Raw genomic sequence first — 19,902 nt, 5'->3', positions numbered from 1 at the left:
CCCGAGCCGGGCAAGGCCTAGCGGGTGAGTGGATCGGAGGAACACTATCAGCTCAGTACCGCCGCCCCCACCGCGTGAGCGTGCGCGGACGGGCTGGCTGCCCCGGACCACCGGTGCCCGCCACGAATGGTTCGCGACGGGCACTGGTGGAGCGTGCTGGAAGGCGTCAGTGCTTGGTGCGCACCACCTGGGCCAGCAGCCCGTTGACGAAGCTCGCGGAGTCGTCGGTGGAGAACTCCGTGGCCAGGGCGACTGCCTCGGCGATGACCGCCTCGTCGGCGGTCTCGGAGTGGTCGATCTCCCACACGGCGATGCGGCACAGGTTGCGGTCGACGCGGGGCATGCGCTCCATCGTCCACTCGGCGCTGCAGGCCTCGGCGATGCGCTGGTCCACCTCACCCATGTGCTCGTCGATGCCACGCACGATCTCCCGCGCGAACTCCCGCACCGCGGGATTGCCCACGACGATGTGCTCGTCGAGTGTCACCAGCAGGTCGCGGTCACGCAGCTCGGCCTCGAACAAGATGTCGAGGGCCTGTTTGCGTGCCTTGGTGCGGCTGCTGTGGCGCGGGTCGGGCACCACGGGAACGGGCTCGCGGCTGATCTTGAGCAGGTCGGGGCGCCCGGGCACGGGCTCCCCGACCAACTCCTCGTCCCTGGAGACTGGACTCATCAGTTGGACACGCGCGAGAGGTACTCGCCGGTGCGGGTGTCGACCTTGATCTTCTCGCCGGTGGTGATGAACAGCGGGACGTTGACCTGCTTGCCGGTCTCCAGGGTGGCGGGCTTGGTGCCACCGGTGGAGCGGTCACCCTGCAGGCCGGGCTCGGTGTAGGTGACCTCGAGCTCGACGCTGGCGGGCATGTCGATGTAGAGCGGGTTCTCCTCGTGGATGGCGACGGTCGCGACCGTGTTCTCCAGCAGGTAGTCCGCCGCCTCACCGACGACGGCAGCCGGGATGGTCATCTGCTCGTAGGAGGTGTTGTCCATGAAGACGAAGTCGTCGCCGTCCTTGTACAGGTACTGCATGTCACGACGGTCGACGGTGGCGGTGTCCACCTTGGTGTCGGAATTGAAGGTCTTGTCGACGACCTTGCCGCTCAGGACGTGCTTCAGCTTCGACCGCACGACGGTGTTGCCCTTGCCGGGCTTGTGGTGCTGGAACCAGGTGACCTGCCAGAGCTGGCCGTCCAGGTCGAGCACCATGCCATTCTTCAGATCATTGGTGGAGACCACGTACTTGCCTTTCGAAAGACCTCTGCCGAACTTCGGCAGGTCAGTCTAACCCACCCGGTCCCATCCCTGCCGCGGATGACGCACGGACCTGGGCGATGCGCGTGGAGATGGAGATCAGCGACGCGCACTCCACCCAGCTGGCCAGGGTGGCAATCCGCCGGGCCCTGCCCCGTCGGGACTTCGCACGGTCGGGCACCGGTGCTTCGCCGACCACATGGGGCCCGCCGACGTCACCGAGGGTGCAAGCATCGACGTTGGCCCGCACCCGCACATCGGCCTGCAGACCGTCACCTGGTTGCTCGACGGCCAGGTGCTCCACCGAGACAGCCTCGGCTCGGAGCAGGTGGTGCGTCCCGAACAGCTCAACCGGATGACCTCTGGCGATGGCGTCACCCATCCAGAGGAGGCCACCGGCCACTATCGCGGCCGTCTGGAGGGCATCCAGCTGTGGGTGGCGCTGCCGGAACAAACCCGTCGTGGTGGCGCCGCCTTCGAGCACCTCACCGAACTGCCCCGGCTCGACCTGCGCGCCGACGGCCGCCAGACCGGGGAGGCGACCGTCCTGGTGGTGCTGGGCGGCGAGGTGCGCATCGAAACCATCGAGCCGGCCCGCCTGGTGCTGATCGGCGGCACTCCCATGGCTGAACAGATCTCGATGTGGTGGAACTTCGTCGCCCGCAACCGCCAGGAGATCGACGAGGCCTATCGTGCCTGGCGCGACCGCGAGCGGGAGGGCCGCTTCGGCCAGGTGGACTCGCCACTGCCGACGATCGAGGCCCCCGCTCCCCCGTGGTGGCGCGCCGGCGAGGCCTGAGCCCTTCCCCGTGCCGCGGGGCGCCGTGGGTCAGGCGCGACGCCCGGCGTCCGGCGGCACGATGTCCGTGGCCGGGTCCGGGACCTCCTGCTGGATGCGGTCCTCCAGGGACTCGCTGCTGCGGGGCTCGTCGAAGACGATCTCCTCGTCGACGGGCACGACGCCAGCGACGCGGTGCTCGACGACCTCGTCGTCACTGATGCTGGCGCTGGCGGCATCGGCGCCGTCGTCCACCAGGTCCTGGGTGCCCAGGTCCTGGGCGGTCACCTCGCCGTAGGGACGGTTGGCGTCGGCCATCTCGTCGAGGTGCTCCGGGTCCTCGGTGCCGTCGAGGTCACGGTCCAGGTCGTCGATCTGGCCGTTCTCGTCGTGCAGCTCGGTCGCGTCATTGTCCTTGATAGCCATGCCTCCAGCCTGCCAGCGCAGAACGCCTGGGCCGAAGTGCTTTCGCTGCAGGCGATGGAGAGGGAGGACTGCTGCGCGGACACGACGAAGGCCCCGGGATTCCCGGCGCCTTCGTCTGTTGTGGACCTAGCAGGAGGCTTGTCGAGACTTGCCCCACCGGCGATTCAGATCGCGCGAGCACACCAGACGGACCTGCTCGACGGCGCGGGACATACCGCTGGAGACGCCAGCCGCGGCCAGCACAACGGGTATCCTAAGCCGGGTCTGCTCTGAGTTTGGTTGACAACTGATCTGTGACCCCTGGTGCTGCTGGAAGGATGTTGTCATGCCCTGCTGCTTGTCCCCGTGAGTTCCGTGAGGACGTGGTCGCGGTCACCCGCAAGGGCGAGATCCCGGTTACCCAGGTCGCGAAGAACTTCGGGATCACCGAGTCCTGCCTGCGCCGCTGGCTCGCCCAGGGCGATGTCGAGGCCGGGATCCGCCCGGTGTCACGAGGGCCAAGAACGAGGAACTGGAGGCCCTCAAGCGGCGCAACCGGGAGATCGAGATGGAAATCGAGGTCTTGCGTCGCGCTGCCACCTATCTATCGCAGGCGAACCTGAAGCTGGGTCAGTCCCCAAAATGACCTTCCCCGTCGTCACCGAGCTGGCCGGCGACGGGGTGCCGGTGAAGCTGACGTGCCGTGTCCTGGGGTTCTCGAGACAGGCCTACTACCAGTGGCTCACCGATCCCGTCAGTGACCGGGAATGGTCTGATGCGCATGCCGCGAACGCCGTGCTGGACGCGCATCGAGACGATCCGGAGTCTTGGGTATCGGTTCCTCGCCGATGCGCGGTTAAGGATGTGTTCTACAACCGGATCATGGGCTATTCGATCGACTTGCGCATGACATCACAGCTCTCGGTCGACGCGTTGCAGATGGCCGTGGTCCGCCGCGGCGGGAAGACGAGCGTGGCGTGGTGTCGGGTTCACTCGGACAGGGGATCGCAATTTCGAGCCCGGCGATGTGTGGAGACGATCAGAGCAAACGGCCTTGTCGGGTCCACGGGCCGAGTCGGCGCCGCCGGTGACAAGAGGCTTGACCCCGGGTTGTGGACACGTGGAATCCAGCATGGGCTGGAGGAAGCGAGATGATCAGGATCATGGCCAGGAAGAACTACTCGATGGAGTTTCGTCAGCAAGCCGTTGACTTGTACGAGACCACGCCCGGCGCGACGTTGAAGCAGATCGCTGGGGAGCTGGGAGTCTCCCGCGGGACCCTGTCGTTGTGGGTCAAGGACTTGGGCAACGGCGTGAGATCTGGCGAGGAGCCCGTCACCGTCAAACCCACTGTTGGTGAGTCGACGGCGACTCGGATCGCCCGGCTGGAGGCTGAGAATGCCCGGTTGCGGGCGGACAAGGCCAGGGTGGAGACCGAGCGCGACATCCTGCGCAAGGCGGCCCAGTATTTCGCCGGGGAGACGAGCTGGCCAACCGCTTCTGGTTCGTCGCGGACTACCAGACCACCTACCAGGTGAAGCGGTTGTGCCAGGTGTTGGAGCTGTCCCGCTCGGCGTTCTATGCCTGGCAGAAAGCCGGCCCGGCCCGCCAGCAGCGCGCCGAGGACGACGCTGTCCTGGCTGCACGGATCCGCGCCGTGCAGGACCCGAAAGCTGGTGGGGACCCGGCCTACGGAGCACCGCGGGTGACCGTCGAACTGAACGACGGCGCCGCCCGCGAGGATCGTGTCAACCACAAGCGCGTCGCCAGGGTGATGCGTGCCCACCAGCTGGCGGGGATCCGGCTGCGTCGCAGGGTTCGCACCACTGTCCCGGAACCGGCCGATGAGAAGTTTCCGGACCTGTTGCAGCGGGATTTCACCGCCGAGAAGCCGAACCAGCGTTACGTCGGTGACATCACCTACCTGCCACTGGCTGGTGGCGGGAACCTGTACCTGGCCACCGTGATCGACTGTTACTCCCGCAAGCTGGCCGGTTGGGCGGTCGCGGACCACATGCGCACCGAACTGGTCGAAGACGCGCTGAAAGCCGCCCATGCCGAGCGGGGCAGTCTCCGGGGTGCGACCTTTCACAGTGACCATGGGTCGGTCTACACGTCGAAGGCCTACGCCAAGCTCTGCAAGGGTCTCGGGGTGACCCAGTCGATGGGGGCCGTGGGGACGAGCTCCGACAACAGTCTGGCCGAGTCGTTCAACGCCACCCTCCAACGCGAACTCCTCGCCGGGCAGGCCACGTTCGCTGGGCCGCAGTTGTGTCGCCGTCAGGTCTTTCGCTGGGTCACCCGTTACAACACTCGCCGTCGCCATTCCTGGTGCGGCTACCTGTCCCTGAACACTTACGAGGACCGCCGGGCCGCTACGCTCACAGTCGCAGCGTAATCAATCACCACCGTGTCCACGATCCGGGGCGAAGGCCCCATGCGCCAGCTCGCGGACCACGCTGTCACGGACCCGGCCGTGGCAGCCGCAGCGGTGGCACCAGTCATCGGGCTCGATCGGGCGACACGACAAGACAGCGCGCTCGCCGGTCAGGTACTGGCCGACGACTCTCAGACCGAGGTCGTCAAGCTGGCAGAACGTGGTCAGATCAGGGGTGGTAAAGGTAACGTTGTCCATGTCGAGGTCTTTGGCGATGGCTGTGTGAGAACTTCCATCATCCAAGGACCTCGATCCCTGTCACCACCCGGGGCCCGCTACCGAACTACACCCTCATCTGTGAAGAGCCAGAAAACCTCAATGGAACGTTGCGGGAACAGGCGACCACGGATTGAGAAGCTGGTTTCCGCGTGGAATCAAGGGCCTGTCGGCACAGATGACCCTACCCGAGAGCCGGACGACCCATTGATCGGCGCGTCAGCGGAACCAAGTAAACGACCTCGAACACGTCTGACGGACGAGGAAGTGGATGCTATGCGAACAGCCCGCGCGCAAGGAATCAGTGAGGTTTTCTCATCAGGGCTGCCTGTAGAACATCGGCAGTGATGCTCTGGCAAGGGGTGATGGTCGACTCGGGTGGGTGCATGCGGGTCGGGTGGTGCAGGATCGGTTTCTGCCAAGACACCCATCGTCGACCAGAATCCGAGCCCGCATGCTGTCCTNAGCCGCCACCTGCTGGACCCAAGCGATCCTGCTCTGCCGCTGGATGTGTGATGCGACCCCCATCCACCGCTTGGCGCGTGACCATGGCCTGTCGCAGGCCACCTGCTACCGCTACCTCCACGAGGCATTGGACGTGGTCGCTGAGCGCGCACCCGACCTGCACGAGGTCCTCGACGAACAACATGCCCACGGCGCGGCGTTCCTCTGCCTCGACGGCACCCTGATTGCCACCACCGCCGTCCACACCCCCGCCGGACAAGGGAAAACCACCGATGCCTGGTACTCAGCAAAACACCACCGTCACGGCGGCAACGTCCAAGTCCTCACCGACAGCTCCGGTTTCCCGATCTGGACCTCGCCAGTGTCCCCGGGCTCGACCCACGACCTCACCGCCGCCCGCCAACACGTCCTCCCCGCGCTCTACCCAGCCGCAGCCCAAGGGCTGAAAACGTTGACCGACAAGGGCTACCAAGGAGCCGGGATCGGCATCTGCCACCCCATCAAGGGCCACCACCTGGCACCCGACACCCTCGCCCGCAACCGACTCATCACCCAACTCCGCGCCCCAGCCGAACGAGCCAACGCCATCCTCAAACGCTTCAAGGCCCTCCAGAAGGTCACCCTCGACCCCTGGCGAATCACCGCCATCGTCCGCTCAGCCCTCGTGATCGCTACTCACATGCGAGGAGCCTGGTGAGAAAACCTCAGTGTGCACGCACTCGCGCGGCGGTACGCGGTCCACCGAGGGACGGTATGGGCGAAGACTCGGAGTACGCAGGACTGATGAATCTCCTCCCGCACACGAAGCGGCCGTTGGATTCCTTACTCCTGTGCGGGCTGTTTCGCGGTGGGTGGACGGCGTAGCAGGGCTTGGTACTTCTCTGCGGTATCCACGGCTTCGGCCATCCGGTCCACGAGTTTCGGGCGATAGACGAACTGCTTAAAGGCGGGCGAGTAGAGGCAGTAGCCGTCCGATTTCGACAGCTGCTCCTTGTCACCACTCTTCGCCGGGCCGATCTGCCAGGCTTTTCGGACAACCGTGAAGTCATTGACGCTGAACTTGAAAGCGATGCGCTCCTCCACGGCTGCCGCGGCCGCCTTGGGGAGCATCTCGTCACCGTGGATCGCCTCTCGGTACTTCTCCGCCACGATCACGCTGCCGTCTTGCCCCAGGAGTGCCTGAAGCTCTTCCTCGCTAAGGTCGTCCTGGCGAACGAAGTTGAGTGCGAGGTCCGCCTCCGTCTTTGGCCCCTTCATCGGAAGCAAGAGGAGTCGGTAGGCGAATCGCTCATCGCTTCGGATGTCCTCCGGCAGGCCGACTTGGAACTCGGTGATGAAGTTCGAGACGGTAGCGGGCAGTCCACGTCGGAGGTTGCGTTGCTCCTCGTATCTCGACGGGCTGAGGGACTGCACGAAGACGGGGAACTTCAGTTCGGAGCCAAGCGTCTCACGGGAGCCAAACCTTCGGACCAGTTCTGCCTCGAAGTTGATGATGCAAGCGTGCGCTTCGGCTGCGGTCGCCACCAGTACAGAATCCTGGAAGCGGTGTTCGACGTGGTTTCGCAGTCCGACAAAGAACTCGACGTTTGCTCTGATCGGGTCGTTGTCCTTGAACTCGTGCTTCAGGCACTGGCTCAGGTCCCAGGTCTTCTTGGAGCCATCCGGGTTTCGCTTGAAGATGCGTCGACCGCCCGATTCGCGGTAGAAAATCTCGGCCTTGCGGCGCATGCGGTCAGCGTGAAGTAGGTTCTGCCACGCGAGGTGGATGTGGACGATGAAGTCACTGAAGCTGCGTCGATCACCGGGACGGTTGTAGAAGTCGATCGCGACAAGCGCCTGTCGCCGGGCCTCGTCAAGCGTGTGCCTCCATGCAGGTGGGCGTGCCATCTCGATCAGAACTCCTCGGCCGTGGGCGAGGCCGGCGTAAGGAAGTCGCGAAGCAGTCTCAGTCGCTCAAGAATCTCGTCGTAGGTCACGATCGTCACGCTGCGGGAGTTCGCGCGATACAACTCGAACGACTTCTGCCTTGCAGGATCGCTGGCCGATGGTGTCCGTCCGGCAACCACGAAGCAGGAGACCGCGTAGGACTCCAAGTCCCATTGACGCGAGCTTTCCTTCAGGCCGGTGAGGTTCTTCGTCAGGTTGTACGCCTGATCGAGTACCTGGGAGACTGCGCCGTTGAGCTCCTTCGATGGACCGAATACACCCTGCCGGTACTCACGCGCTTCCAGCAGCTGCGTGCCCGGCTTCTTGATCTCCACCAGAGCAACGTTGTTCGTGAGCGAGTTCTTGAACAGGTAGTCAGCGATCTTGTCGCCGCTTCCAGAGAGTCCCCGACCGCCTACGTTCGCTCCAGAACGCACACTTACCATTGGGGCCCCGAAGACCTGTTGCAGCGCAAAGGCGTTGTCATCGAAGAAGGCTTGCCAGTAGGGCTCAGCCTTGCCCTGTTCCAGTGCCTCTGCGTACGCCTCGATGAGGCGATCAAGGCTGACGAGCTCGATGTCGCGCTTGAGCTGCTGAAACTTCTGGGGTGATCCAGCTGCTATCGCTGCCGACTCGAACGCAACCGCTTCGACCAAAGCATCACGTTCAACGCTACTGAGTTCTTCGATCCCGTCGGCGGCCTTCGCGATCACGCGCGAGTCCGGGTGCCGCCCAAGCGAGAAGTCCGCGCTGGCGAGACCAAGTGTCGCGGCGAGGTTGTTGTGTACGAATACGTCCTTCACTCGACCCGCCGCACGATTTCCCCGGTCATTGATCCGAGCGATCTCGGCCCAGATCGCGGCGAACCGCGATAGGCCGAGGTGGAACCCTGTCCCGTTGATTGCGGCATTGTTGCCATCAGTGAAGATGATCTCCGTGCAGGGAGTGTTGGTCTCGATCAACCGAATCAGCCGATTGCAGTCCTTGAGCAACCCGAGCCCGTAGGCGAAGTCCTTGACGAATCCGGGCGGCAGCGTCTCAAAGATTGACTCCAGGTCGGATCCCTCGAAATACTCATCCAGCAACGACGTTTCCAGGGAAAGGGTCCGCACCTGCTCGTACTTCGGGCCAAGGTACTCGCTGTGGTTTGAGAGGGTGTTGATGGGGTGAATCTTCAGGATGCCCGTAGTGGCGTCGAACTCCACGAGCTTCACACCTTCAGCCAAGCGCCGGTGTGCCGACGACTCTTCATGTGGTAGCTCGGTCGGAACGAAGAAGGCCTCAACTCGACCACCTTCGTCCACCGTGCGGACATCGAGGCGACCGATGTTCGTCTGATCGTTTCCGAATCGCGCCACCGCTACCCTCAGCTCTTCTCGAAGCCGGAGCTGGGGTCGAACTTGAGGACGCGGGCGTTCTCGCCGATGGTGCGGACTTCGGATTCGTCGAAGCCCCCGGGCTTGGTGGCCTGGATGTCGATGGTGATGTCGAGCCGCGCACCCGCCCCTGCAAGGCGGTCGATCACCTCGCGGGTCACGTTGCCGATGTCGCGGGCGTAACGGTCGGAGTCGATCTTCACCGATCCGAAGAACCGGGCAAGGACTGCCTCCAGCGCAGACTCGGCCTCGGACGGCTCATCGCCCTCGGCGGACGAGCTACCCGTCCACACGAAGTCAACCGGCCCGACGGGAGCGGAGTCGCCGTCAGCTGTGGAGGCGTTCATCGCAGCCTCACGTATAGCTGCGATCCGGTCAGCCTCGGCCTGCTTCTGGGCGCGCTCGGTTTCGATGAGCAGGGTGCTGTCGGTGACCTGAATCCGTGTGTTCGGGTTCGGTGCCACGAGCAGGCTACGGTAGCGACCGGTCTCGGCATCCTTGCCTGATGCGATAGCGAACCGTTCGTTGTCGACGAGCACTGCTGAGAGCGACTGCTCGATGGCGTTATCGAGCACTTCGCGTCGCACGAGACGCGGCATGTAGATGTATCTGGTGAAGTAGCCCCACAGCTCGCCGACGGTGATCTCGCCCGCGTCGCGCCACAGCGCGCCGAGCTCGTGGTGCAGGGTGGCCCCGAGAATCGGGGCGCCGAAGTCGGTGACGAGCTGATCCTCGCGCCCGAGCTTGGCGCTGACGCGCTCGGCCAGCGAGCGTCCGCCGGAGTCGGGCACCCTGTCGGCGACAAGTTCGAACGGCTTGGTCGGGTCGAACTGCTCAGGGTAGACCGCCCACACGAAGGTGTCGCGGATACGGTCGGAGATGGTCTGATCGAGCCGGGAGACCCAGTCGTCGGTCTGCTTGCGCTGCTGTGCCGACAGGTTGAGGCTGTCGCTGGTCGCCTGGACTCGCTTCCAGCCGAGGTAGCTGCGGGTCGCGGCTTCGAGGCTCTCCAACTCGCTCTTGTCCGCCATCAGGAAGATCAGCGTGTTGCGGTGGATACGCTGACTCGCACCCTTGCTCTCGATAGCGTCGCGAACCCAGGCGTGCGCAGCCGAGTCGGCGCCGTCCTGCTTGCGCCGAGCGTGACGCGGGTGGGCGATCACCAAGCGCGTGTCTTCAAGATCGGGGATGTCGGCGGAGGACGACGGGGCGATGTGGACCCGGTCAAACACGCCACGGACGCGCTCCTCTCCTTGGAGGCGGCGGGTGATCTCGTTCCAGACCATCTCGACATCCTCGCGGAGACGCTCGGCATAGTCGTTCGCAGTCTTGGTGACCGAGGGCTGAGTGTCGAACCAGTAGTGGCCTTGCTCCTCGTAGAAGTAGGTCGAGCGCTGTGCGAGTAGTTCGACGGCGCTGCCGAAGTTCCCGAGCGTGTCACCGGGAACTGCGGTGCCGAGCCAGAGATACTGCTTGTCGAGCCCTTTACGGGTGCTCTTGATCCTGGGCGCCGCGCCCATGAAGATCGTGCGCGCGATGCGCTGGGTGATGAACCGCTGGCCGAGATTCGGACGGTCCAAGTCGATCTGCTGCGCGGTCGATCCGGGGCCGTCGATGTCGGAGTCGATGATCGGCTTCCACTGGTCTTCGAGGTACTGCGTCAGGTCCGTGTTCACCGTCGTCGCATCCAGCGGCACATTGCCGGGCAGGATCAATGGCGACGTGTCGTTCGATGCCCACAGCTCGTGCACGATCGACGAGACGAGCTTCAGAACACCACGGGTGCGCTGGAACCGCTCCAGCGTCGACCAGTCCTCATACAAGCGATCCAGCAGTTCGGGGTGCAGAGGGTAGGACGCGCGGATGCGCTTCTCGTACTCGTCGTTCGGCGACGCCGCATCGCGCGGAAACAGCGCTGTGTTACTCCGGTACAGGTTCGTGAAACTGCGCGCCACGGCCGAGATGGTCGTAAGCCCTTCGGCGTTCGGAGCCTGGAACAGCCGGCGGCGAACGATCTCGAACGACTCGTCCTTGCTCGACGGCCGCCACTGGTCAGCGACACGGCGGATCACGTTCTGGAGTCGTTCGAGAGCGAGCTGGCCGTTCGCGCCACCAATCTCGATGTCGCTGCCGCGCCCTTCGGTGCCCGTGTCGGATGCCGGGATCGAGACCACGAGCATCACGCCAGGCACGGAGCGCACGATCTCGGTCAGGGACTGCGCGAAGGTGAACTGCGTCTCAAATGAGCCGGACGGGAGTTCCTTGTCCGTGACGAGCTGGCGCGCGTACGCCACCCACTCGTCGATCAGGATCAGCGATGGTGAGTAGCGCACGATCAGAGTGCGCAACGCTTCACCGGGGTTGGTGCCAGCGCGATCGTCCTCGGCGATCAGGTCGTAGGCTTTACGCCCGCCGAGCTGCCAGGCCAGTTCACCCCAGAGCGTGCGAACCTCGGTACCGTCGTCCTTGATGATCGGCGAGCCGGCCTTCAGGTAGGTGCCGACGAGCGCGACCCGTCGGACATCGAGCGCGCCGAGGTCGGGGTTGCCGTTCGCGGCGATGAGTTCCTGAAGCTCCTGCGGGAAGTCCTTGACCGGAGTGCCGCTGAACAGGTGGTACAGCGCCAGCATCGAGTGGGTCTTGCCGCCGCCGAAGTTGGTTTGAAGGTTCACCACTGGGCTGGCACCTGCTTCGCCGTTCAGGCGGCGAAGTGCGCGCGACAGCAGGTCACGCAGCCCCTCGGTGAGATAGGTGCGAGTGAAGAACTCGACCGGATCGCCGTACTCCGGGCTCGTCGCCTGCCCGGTGTGCACCAGGTGCAGGTCGGCCGCGAACTCCGACGCGGTGAACGCGCCGCGCGCCACGTCATCGTGCGGCCGGATCACCTCACGCCACGGACGCAGCCCGGAGCCAGGTTCGAGTGACACCTTCGTGCGCTTGACCTGCTTGCGGGTCTGGTCCTCGAACACCGTGCGCTGTAGATCGACGCGCAGCTTCCGTACGTCCTCGGCGGAATCGACCGCACCGACCGCGTGCAGCAGACGCTCAATCGTGTCGAGCGCACGCGATGCGTCATCGGAGCTGAAGGGCTCGTTGTGCGCCCACAGGTTCCGGGTCTCGCGCAGCTCGGATGCGAAGCCTTGCTGGGCGCGGGAGAGCACGTCCTTGAAGTGATAGCCCTGCTCGGTGATCGCGCGGAGCTGCACCTGCACGTCATGCTTGGTCAGTGTGCGCAGCGGCCCGCCCCGGCGCTGGGCGTCCTCCTTCGCCCACGCGGCCGGCCAGTCAGCGGTCTTGTATGCCTGCGTCATGACCTCATCGACCTCGTCCAGGAGCCCCTCGGAGAGCAGGTCGAACGCCTTGCCCACTCGATCTCGGTTGTTCATCGCCATCGCTGTCTCCTATGACCCGTTACCTACGACCATCGAGGGCACTCCCCACAACGGCCAATCCCTGCTACTCATCACTGTCATCGTCTGTCGCTGCGAGTCGTCGTCGCGCGACGCGCTCCTGCGCCTCCTGGTAGATCGCGTGGATGCGCGCCTGAAGCTCGACCTTCGGCGGCAGCGCGGTCCAATACTCCGCGACGACGATCCCGTCTTTGTGCATCTCCAGCAGCTCGATCTGCTCCCGGCTGGTCTCGGTGCACAGGACCAGGCCGATGGGGGTCTCCTCACCCTCGCGCCTCTCGTACCGATCGAGCCACTTCAGATAGAGTTCCATCTGACCCTTGTGGCTGGCCTTGAACTTCCCGACCTTCAGTTCGACAGCGATCAGCCGCTTCAGCGGGCGCGAGTAGAACAGCAAGTCCAGGTAGAAGTCGTCATGCTCGATCGTCATCCGCTTCTGACGAGCCACGAAGGCCCAACCGTTACCCACTTCGAGCAGGAAAGACTCCAGATCGTGGACGATCGCTTCCTCCAGATCGCGCTCTGCGTAGGCGTCTCGGAGCCCGAGGAAGTCCAGAAGGTAGGGGTCGCGGAAGCTGTCAGCGGGCACCGGCGATGTGGCCGAGGTCTGCGTGTTGGGGATCTCCTTGCGTTCGTAGCCCTGCCTGCCGATGAGTTCGTCGAGGGCTCGCACGCTCAGACGTGCGGCGACGGCCTGCTCGATGTAGAACTCGCGGGCCTCAGGGTTCTCCACCCGGAGGAGCAGCCTGAAGTGCGACCAACTCAATTGGTGCGACAGTGTGGCACCAATCTCGTCCTCGGGGAACATCTGGGAGAACTTGACCATCCGGTTCAGACTGGTGCGGTCGAACCCCGCCCCGTAGCGGTTCGTCAACTGGTGCGACAGTGTGGCAACAATCTTCGACCCATACGCGGCCCGCTGCTCACCCAACACCTCAACATGGACCATCTGGCCGATGTACCAGTTGCGCAGCGTCAGCGCTGCGTTGGTCTGCGCGGCCACGAAGCTGCGGGTCTGCTCGATCAGCCGCGAGACCCGATCAACGAGCGCCCCACCGTCAGCTCCCGCAGCATGCGCGACGGCACGCAACGGAGCAAGGTCAGCGCCAGGAACAGGTCCCCCGGTAGCCTCGCCAGCCATCTCCTAATCCTCGTCCTCGTCGAAGTCGAACTCCTGCTGGGACGAGCGCGGCGTCGCAGCAAACTTCCGTGCCTGCTCGTTCACGTCGCCCCAGGCACTCACCAGACCGTTGAACAAGATCGCGTCCTTCGTGTCCTTCTTCTTCTCTGCCTCATGGAACAGCAGGAAGCCCAGCTCCTTCACCGCATCCAGGTTCACCCGCGTCTGAACTGATGGCAGCAGCTCCGCCACCTTGTCGGCACCGTCCTTCGCCATCACGGCGGCAAGACGAACTGTGGCCTCCCACACACTGACGCGCTCGTCGGCTGCTGGGTCCCAGACGCCTTCGAGTTGACCAGGTGCTAGCAGGCGCGCCCTACCGCCCTTCGCCTCGAAGATGCCACCGCGCTCAAGCGCCCCGATGGACGTATCCGAAGACCTTGCGAGTTGATCCGCGATTCCTGAGTTCTCTTGGCCCCATCCGTACTGCCGGTACCATTTCACCGCGAACCGAGTATCTGGGTCGAAGTCGGACTCCTGCTCACCGAGTACTTCATCCAGAGTGGAGTTGATCAACAAGAGCGCATCCTTCACGCTCATATCTGAGCCATCAGCTTCACGGACACGCGAGAATCGGGAAAAGACCGCGATTCCAGGGCCAATAGCGGCTTGTGCCAAATCGACTGGCGCGATGGAACCCTGGATAAGGGTTCGCAGCGCCTCGGGCAACTCCGACTTCAGTGCAGCGACAAACGCGCGTCGCGTCGTCGCGCTCGCGGTTGCCGCGCGCGGGCGACAGGCCAAGAGAATCGATGAGGCAAGGGCGTTCGTTCCCACGCTCACCATGCGGCCACTGCGCTCGCTACGCATTGGCCATGTTGCGTTGACTTCCCATCCTGATTCGATAAGCCCACTCAAGAGCGTGTGCCAGCCAGTCGAGGAGGTTCCCGTGTCGCGGGTGTCCTGCTGCTTGTACGCGTAATAGACGGTCATGGGGATACCTAGCTCCGCTCCCTCGCGGATGCGCCGGAAAACTTGATTGAACCCTTGGACAAAGAACTTCTCTGCCCCATCACGACCACCGTGGCGATTCGGGTTCGCCACTAGTTCGCCATCCTTCGGTGTGAGGAGAGTTCCCAAAACATCTGGGTGGACATCACCCAGCGACCGACGGAGCCATACGTAGAAGAAGTCTGAGAGGTCGGAGTAGCCGATGTTGTCGTAATACGGCGGGTCAGTGCTCACAACGTAGCCGGCGTAGTCACGGGTGGCCGCATCTGCCTGCTTGACGCGACCCGCCGCCGAGCTGACTCCCATTGGCATGGCTGCGACGCCAGCCGCCACCCAGTCCACATGCGTATAGAAGTGACCGACTGAGTTCGAGAACGGGTTGATCTCGACGTAATCCCAGACCATCGGAAGAGCTTGGCGGGCGAACGTATCTCGCACGCCTTCGATTCCGGATATCCAACTACAAATCGAAGACGACCAGTCAGATAGTTTGCTAAGGGCGAAGGCGAGATAGGTCGCGACGGCGTCCCCGTACGCAACCGCTCCACGCCCGCCGGACTCAAAGCTCTCACCTTCAGACATACCTTGGGCGATCGCATCCTCGATGACCTTGTCACGAGCATCGGCGATGAGGTCACTGATAGTCGTAAGAGCCAGGAGTTGACGGTTAGTGAAGGCGTCCGCCCAGGTCGGCATGCCGTACATCGGCAGACGATCGACGTCATGATTGCGAGTGGGGATCAACTGGTCGGGGACGTCAGCGGGTCGGTCAACGAGTGCAGCTGCGATGTGCTCTTGGCTTGGTTCGATATAGAGTCGGCGCCGCTGGCCCTCCGCGACGATCGCGATCAGGTGCACACCTAGACGACCGGCCTTTGCCTCTGCGCGAATGTAGTCATTGTCGATCACGGTGCCGTCGCCCAGGGCAATGGCATTGCCGCGCCGCATCGTGCCGTCGTCATCTTTGCTCGGTCCGTACTTGTCGTGGCGAATCGTGTACTTGACGACTCCATTCACGACTTTTGCTTCGATCCAGGCTTCCTTGCCCTTCTTCTTGCTCAGCCACCACGAACGCACCAACGGCGTCTCGATCGGATTGAATGGGTTCGGGCTCCGTACGGTGCGGGCCCAAAGCCACGCAATGACCGTATGCTCCGTTCCACCTGGAGCTACAACCTTCGGGTATCTGTCTCCGACCTGAGCGAAGGCCTCGTCCCTGAGCCAGGCGCCATACTTTCGGACATCTTCCGCGAGACCCGATGCATCAGCCCAGGCAACGGAGAGTGCCTCGGCGTCTGGATGGACAGGTGGTTGATCTGCGAACCGTGTTGGAATCTCCAGCAGCCCGCGGGTCTTGAGGACCGCTACGGGGTTCAAGTCGGATGCGAAGGTTTCCAGGCCGAGTCGTTGGGCTTCTAGAGGTATCGCGCCTCCGCCTGCAAAAGGGTCGAGAAACCGAAGCTCACGGTCTGGCGTGGATCGTTGAATCTCGTGTCGTGCTTGTTCCAGTAACGGCTCGTTGTTCGAGTTCTCCCACTTCGCCAGCTCAGCGAGGAGAGCATGCAGGCGCGCTCTTTCAGCATCCTGCTCCTCGGACGTTGGAAACTCCTCGGGGCGAGAAGAAGGATCATCAACCAACTGCGCAAACAGCACTGCCCTGGCCGCCGCAAGCGGTCTCGGTGCCCAGTACAGATGCATCGTCGCGGGGTGTCCTTTACGAGGCACGGACTTCTCGTGCTGCGCGGCCTCGTTGATGGCGTTCAGCGGTAGCGAGACCTCGATGAGCTTCTTCTTGGGTGCGTCTGTCACTATGCTTCTCTCGCTGGCGTTGGTCTGGTTGTCGATGGCGTGGGTCATCGCGGTGGTCCTCCGCGTTCCCAGTAGTCGCGCCAGACCTCGTTGTAGGAACGGGTGGTGGCGGAGGGTTTGAGGTGGGTGAAAGCGTCGCCCACGTAGCGCAGTTGATCGTGCACGGCGCCACTGGTCGATACCTCGACCAGGGCGAGCCGGTGGCGATCTCCCTGTGTCTGGGCGAAGGTGATCTCGTTCGTGGTGATCGTGAAGGTGTCTGAGCCTTCGATTCGGCCCTTGACCTCGATGTAGTGGACGAAACCACTCTGATCGGTGGACCGAATGTCGTAGCCAGGGTTGTTGCGCGGCATCTCGACCGGTTCGCGTCCGAGCGCACGCTCGGCGGCCAGCACGGATTCAACAGCGCGACGCTCAACCTCCTCGGTCTGCCGCGCGAAAGTCTGAGCTTCAGGCTCGGCCTCGGCGGCGGTGAGGATGTTGCTCGGGATGACGAGTGCTGCACCCCGGATCACTGCGGGTACAGCGACAAGGTTGGTTGCCTCGTTGAGTTGTTCGAGTCGGTGGTTCAAGCGGTCATCGAGTTGCCGTGCGCGGATGAGCGCGGTCTCGGCGCGGAGTCTGCCGACGGTACCTGCGCGTTCGAGTGCTTCGAGTCGGTTGTGTTCGCGGTCCCAGTGGTTGATCTCGGCGAGCAGTCGATCCTTGACCTGTGCCCGGGTGCGCGCGGTCTCGATATCGAGGCGGGTCTTGATCTCGTCCATGCGGGGCTGGAGCCCTTCGCGGTAGGCCCAGGCTCGCACGATCTTCTCGTGGTTCTGCCGTGCCCAGTCGCCGCTGACGATCTCGGTGATCGCATCAGTCTCGCCGGGTTCGGGTCGGTCGTAGTCGAGGTAGGGCGGTGCTGCGGAGACGGTGACGGTGCCGTCTTGTTCGAGGAGCGGGTAGTCGAAGTGGTGAGAGACGGTGTCTGCGTCTGTTGCGGTGTTCTCGATACGCTGCTCGACACTGAACATCAGCATCGGCGCTTCTGTCTGCTTGGTACGGCGGTCGACCAGCACTGTGCCTTGCTTGAGGGTGGGGCCGAGGTCGTCGATGGTGGCTTCGATCACGGCGTGGAGCAGCGGGTGGCCGGGCGCGATGAGGGAGGCGTCGGCGAGTCCGTCGGGGTGCATGCGTGCGAGTTCGAAGGTGATGCGCTCGTACTGTTCAGCGACGGGTGCCCACCTGTTGAGTCGGCGCGCGGTGTCGATCAAGCGGGCCGGGACGCGGGTGATCTCGTAGCGGCCCTTCTCGCGCTTGCGGATGCGCCCGCCGAGTCGCTCGAACGCGGGGATGAAGAATGCGGCGGTGTAGCCGGGCTGGAGGCGCCGTTCGCGCGCCTTCTCCATCCGTGCTCGGACCTCGTCGAGGTTGAGCGCGGAGAACATCTCGGGGTGGAGCGCACGCTCGGCCAGCATCTCGTCCAGGCCGTGGGAGACGCCGGCGTCGATGATGCGGTCGAGCTTGGCCTTGGTCTGGGGCTGGTCACCGTAGCGGATCGCCTCGATCAACAGGTCGCGCAGCGAGCGCTCTTGGAAGGCGTCAGCGTCGCCGAGCACGTTGAACAGGTTGCCGTTGTAGGCGATCGACATCTGGTCGATCTTCGCCAGCAGCCGTGTGAACACGTCGCCCTCGCGGGTGTCTTTGGCGACCATGTTCCACAGGTGGCAGACCTCGCGCTGGCCGATGCGGTGGATGCGGCCGAAGCGCTGCTCGATACGGTTCGGGTTCCACGGCAGGTCGTAGTTCACCATCAGGTGCGCGCGCTGAAGGTTCAGCCCCTCACCGGCTGCGTCCGTGGCGAGCAGGACCACGGTGTCGGGGTTGTGGGTGAAGCGTTCGCGGGCGAGTTTGCGGTCCTCGCGGCGGGTGCCGCCATGGATTGTGATGACCGAATCCGCGCGCCCGAACTGGGCGGTGATCTTGGCTTGCAGGTAGTCGAGCGTGTCGCGGTGCTCGGTGAAGATGATGATCTTTCGGGTGTCGCCGGAGCCGTCGTGGGTCAGGAGCTGCTCGTCGAGGATGGTGCGCAGCTGCACCCACTTCTTGTCGTCATCCTGAAGCTGGACTCGCCTCGCGACTCTGATGAGTTCTTCGAGGATTGCGATCTCGGCACGCAGCTCGGGGATGGTCTGGGCTGCGGTCGCCAGGTCCACCACTTGGTCGGCCTGTTCCTCGAACTGGGCGCGTTCGTCGTCGGTGGTCTCCTCGTCGAACTCCTCGAAGTCATCGACCGAGAACGCGGGCAGTGCGTCGCTTCCGAAGTTGAGCGTGGTCTTGCTGGTGGTCCATTCGTCGATGTGCGAGGAGATCGACGTGCTGAATCGGGCGTCGTCGGTGATGCGCTGCATGTCGCGCAGCTTCGTGTCGAGCCGCTGCTGGCGTCGTTCCAGGGATCGCAGGATCGCCTCGGGGCTGGATGCCAGACGGCGTTGCAGCACAGTGAGGGCGAATCCGACGTTGTTGCCGCGCTTCTTGTCACCGGCCTGGGCGATCCGCTCGGCCCGTCCCATCTCGGTGCGGACGTAGTCGGTGACCTGTTCGTAGAGGTCTCGCTCGGCGGGACTCAGCTCGTACTCGACGGTATAGGCCTTGCGTTCGGGGAACAGCGGCTTGCCCTCGAAAGTGAGCAGGTCTTCCTTCACCATGCGGCGCATCAGACCGTGGGTGTCGGTGCGGTGGACGCCTTGCCGGTACTGGCCTTCAAAGCGGTCGCGATCCAGCAACGACATGAACAGCTGGAAGTCCTCTTCCTTACCTGCGTGCGGGGTCGCGGTCATCAGCAGGAAGTTGTGCGCGGTCTCTGACAGCAGGCGGCCGAGCTTGAATCGCTTGGTCTCATCGACCTCGCCCGCCCACGAGGAGTAGTGGGCCGACATGCGATGGGCCTCGTCAACGACGGCGACATCCCAGGTGACCTCGGCGAGCTGCTCGGTCAGGTCCTCGCTGCGGGAGAGCTGGTCCATGCGAGCGATCAGGAACGGGTGCTCGGCGAAGACGTTGCGACCCTGCGCGTCATCGACCATCTGGCGGCTGAAGACCTCGAAACGCAGGTCGAACTTTTGGCTGAGTTCCTCGCGCCACTGCTCGACCAGCCCGCCGGGAGCGACGATGATCGCGCGCTCGCAGTCCGAACGCAGGATCAACTCCTTGAGGTACAGCCCGGCCATGATCGTCTTGCCTGCGCCAGGATCGTCAGCGAGCAGGAACCGCAACGGGATGCGTGGCAGGAGCTCCTCATAGACCGCGCGAATCTGGTGCGGCAACGGGTCGACGTCCGAGCTGTTGACCGCGGCCATCGGGTCGTACAGCGCCGCATACTTGATCCGCAGCGCCTCGGCCGCGAGCCGGAACTCATCCGGGTCTGCATCGTAGGCCGGAGCAGAGTCGAAGTCGCCCGCGATCTCGAAGCGCGCCGCATCGGCGTCAGTGATCGCGCGGGCACCACTGCGACCGGAATCGTCACGGTAGAAGACCTCGAACAGCTCGGCGTCGATAGGGTCGATGGCGATTAGGGTGACCGTCTGCCCCGGCACCAGGCCGCGGAGGCGCTGCCCAGCGCGCAGCGTCGCGAGACTCACGGGTGTCTCGGTCGTCTCACTCACGGGCACCTCCTTCCAGTTTCAGGGCAGTCGACCAGGATACGTTCGGGTTCC

General features: G+C 64.0%; 12 protein-coding genes and 2 pseudogenes. 4 read left to right on the top strand and 10 right to left on the bottom strand.

Translation table 11 applies throughout. From position 1 onward, the window contains the following. Positions 1-166: 166 nt before the first annotated feature. Together nusB and efp are read right to left on the bottom strand one after the other, a co-directional pair. Positions 167-673, bottom strand: coding sequence for a transcription antitermination factor NusB (gene nusB / locus ACYVKA_RS00730; protein WP_394274821.1), 507 nt, complete (start codon positions 671-673; stop codon positions 167-169). Continuing rightward, complete coding sequence (gene efp / locus ACYVKA_RS00725; protein ID WP_394274822.1) at positions 673-1,236, bottom strand: elongation factor P; 564 nt, start codon at positions 1,234-1,236, stop codon at positions 673-675. Before efp ends, nusB begins: the two co-directional genes overlap by 1 nt. Before the next feature lie 88 nt (positions 1,237-1,324). On the opposite strand from efp, the gene ACYVKA_RS00720 reads away from it, so the two are divergent. Continuing rightward, positions 1,325-2,050, top strand: a complete 726-nt coding sequence (locus ACYVKA_RS00720) for a pirin family protein (RefSeq protein WP_460702322.1) — start codon at positions 1,325-1,327, stop codon at positions 2,048-2,050. A gap of 30 nt (positions 2,051-2,080) precedes the next feature. On the opposite strand, the gene ACYVKA_RS00715 is transcribed toward ACYVKA_RS00720, so the two are convergent. After that, on the bottom strand, positions 2,081-2,455 hold the full coding sequence (locus ACYVKA_RS00715; RefSeq protein WP_394274824.1) for a hypothetical protein: 375 nt from the start codon (positions 2,453-2,455) through the stop codon (positions 2,081-2,083). A gap of 556 nt (positions 2,456-3,011) precedes the next feature. On the opposite strand from ACYVKA_RS00715, the pseudogene ACYVKA_RS00710 reads away from it, so the two are divergent. Continuing rightward, a pseudogene (locus tag ACYVKA_RS00710) lies at positions 3,012-3,517 on the top strand (DDE-type integrase/transposase/recombinase); the annotation flags it as partial. Positions 3,518-3,597: 80 nt separating this feature from the next. After that, a protein-coding gene (locus ACYVKA_RS00705) for an IS3 family transposase (protein ID WP_460702320.1) occupies positions 3,598-4,832 on the top strand; the annotation gives its coding sequence in 2 pieces (ribosomal slippage) (positions 3,598-3,913 and positions 3,913-4,832; 1,236 coding nt in all). Positions 4,833-4,862: 30 nt separating this feature from the next. On the opposite strand, the pseudogene ACYVKA_RS00700 reads toward ACYVKA_RS00705, so the two are convergent. Further along, a pseudogene (locus ACYVKA_RS00700) lies at positions 4,863-5,069 on the bottom strand (ISL3 family transposase); the annotation flags it as partial. Positions 5,070-5,541: 472 nt separating this feature from the next. Between ACYVKA_RS00700 and ACYVKA_RS00695 the strand changes: the two are divergent. Next, entirely contained in the window at positions 5,542-6,249 is a 708-nt protein-coding gene (locus ACYVKA_RS00695; protein WP_460702147.1) for a transposase family protein, read from the top strand. A 125-nt stretch (positions 6,250-6,374) separates the two neighbouring features. Here ACYVKA_RS00695 and ACYVKA_RS00690 read toward each other — a convergent pair whose 3' ends face one another. The 6 genes from ACYVKA_RS00690 to ACYVKA_RS00665 all read right to left on the bottom strand — a co-directional run bounded on the left by ACYVKA_RS00690 (position 6,375) and on the right by ACYVKA_RS00665 (position 19,851). Beyond that, the gene (locus ACYVKA_RS00690) at positions 6,375-7,439 is read right to left on the bottom strand and encodes a DUF3644 domain-containing protein (RefSeq protein WP_460702145.1); all 1,065 of its coding nucleotides are present in this window, start codon (positions 7,437-7,439) and stop codon (positions 6,375-6,377) included. 5 nt (positions 7,440-7,444) lie between these two features. Then, positions 7,445-8,836, bottom strand: coding sequence for a Shedu immune nuclease family protein (locus ACYVKA_RS00685; protein ID WP_460702143.1), 1,392 nt, complete (start codon positions 8,834-8,836; stop codon positions 7,445-7,447). An 8-nt stretch (positions 8,837-8,844) separates the two neighbouring features. After that, positions 8,845-12,246, bottom strand: coding sequence for a Swt1 family HEPN domain-containing protein (locus ACYVKA_RS00680; RefSeq protein ID WP_460702141.1), 3,402 nt, complete (start codon positions 12,244-12,246; stop codon positions 8,845-8,847). A gap of 64 nt (positions 12,247-12,310) precedes the next feature. Continuing rightward, positions 12,311-13,405: a PDDEXK nuclease domain-containing protein gene (locus ACYVKA_RS00675; RefSeq protein WP_460702139.1), complete on the bottom strand. Its 1,095-nt coding sequence runs from the start codon at positions 13,403-13,405 to the stop codon at positions 12,311-12,313. A 3-nt stretch (positions 13,406-13,408) separates the two neighbouring features. Further along, positions 13,409-16,252: a DUF1156 domain-containing protein gene (locus ACYVKA_RS00670; RefSeq protein WP_460702137.1), complete on the bottom strand. Its 2,844-nt coding sequence runs from the start codon at positions 16,250-16,252 to the stop codon at positions 13,409-13,411. After that, positions 16,249-19,851, bottom strand: coding sequence for a helicase-related protein (locus ACYVKA_RS00665; protein WP_460702135.1), 3,603 nt, complete (start codon positions 19,849-19,851; stop codon positions 16,249-16,251). The genes ACYVKA_RS00670 and ACYVKA_RS00665 overlap by 4 nt, the downstream gene beginning before the upstream one ends. Positions 19,852-19,902: the final 51 nt, after the last annotated feature.

This window comes from Luteococcus sediminum, from assembly GCF_054783495.1.
The sequence above is the reverse complement of the archived record's forward strand: the minus strand, read 5'-3'. Positions and strand labels throughout refer to the sequence as shown.

Excerpts from the sequence above, each read along its gene's own strand:
- ACYVKA_RS00715 (WP_394274824.1), bottom strand. The coding sequence starts at position 2,455 with ATGGCTATCAAGGACAATGACGCGACCGAGCTGCACGACGAGAACGGC.
- ACYVKA_RS00690 (WP_460702145.1), bottom strand. The coding sequence starts at position 7,439 with ATGGCACGCCCACCTGCATGGAGGCACACGCTTGACGAGGCCCGGCGA.
- ACYVKA_RS00675 (WP_460702139.1), bottom strand. The coding sequence starts at position 13,405 with ATGGCTGGCGAGGCTACCGGGGGACCTGTTCCTGGCGCTGACCTTGCT.
- ACYVKA_RS00680 (WP_460702141.1), bottom strand. The coding sequence starts at position 12,246 with ATGGCGATGAACAACCGAGATCGAGTGGGCAAGGCGTTCGACCTGCTC.
- nusB (WP_394274821.1), bottom strand. The coding sequence starts at position 673 with ATGAGTCCAGTCTCCAGGGACGAGGAGTTGGTCGGGGAGCCCGTGCCC.
- ACYVKA_RS00670 (WP_460702137.1), bottom strand. The coding sequence starts at position 16,252 with ATGACCCACGCCATCGACAACCAGACCAACGCCAGCGAGAGAAGCATA.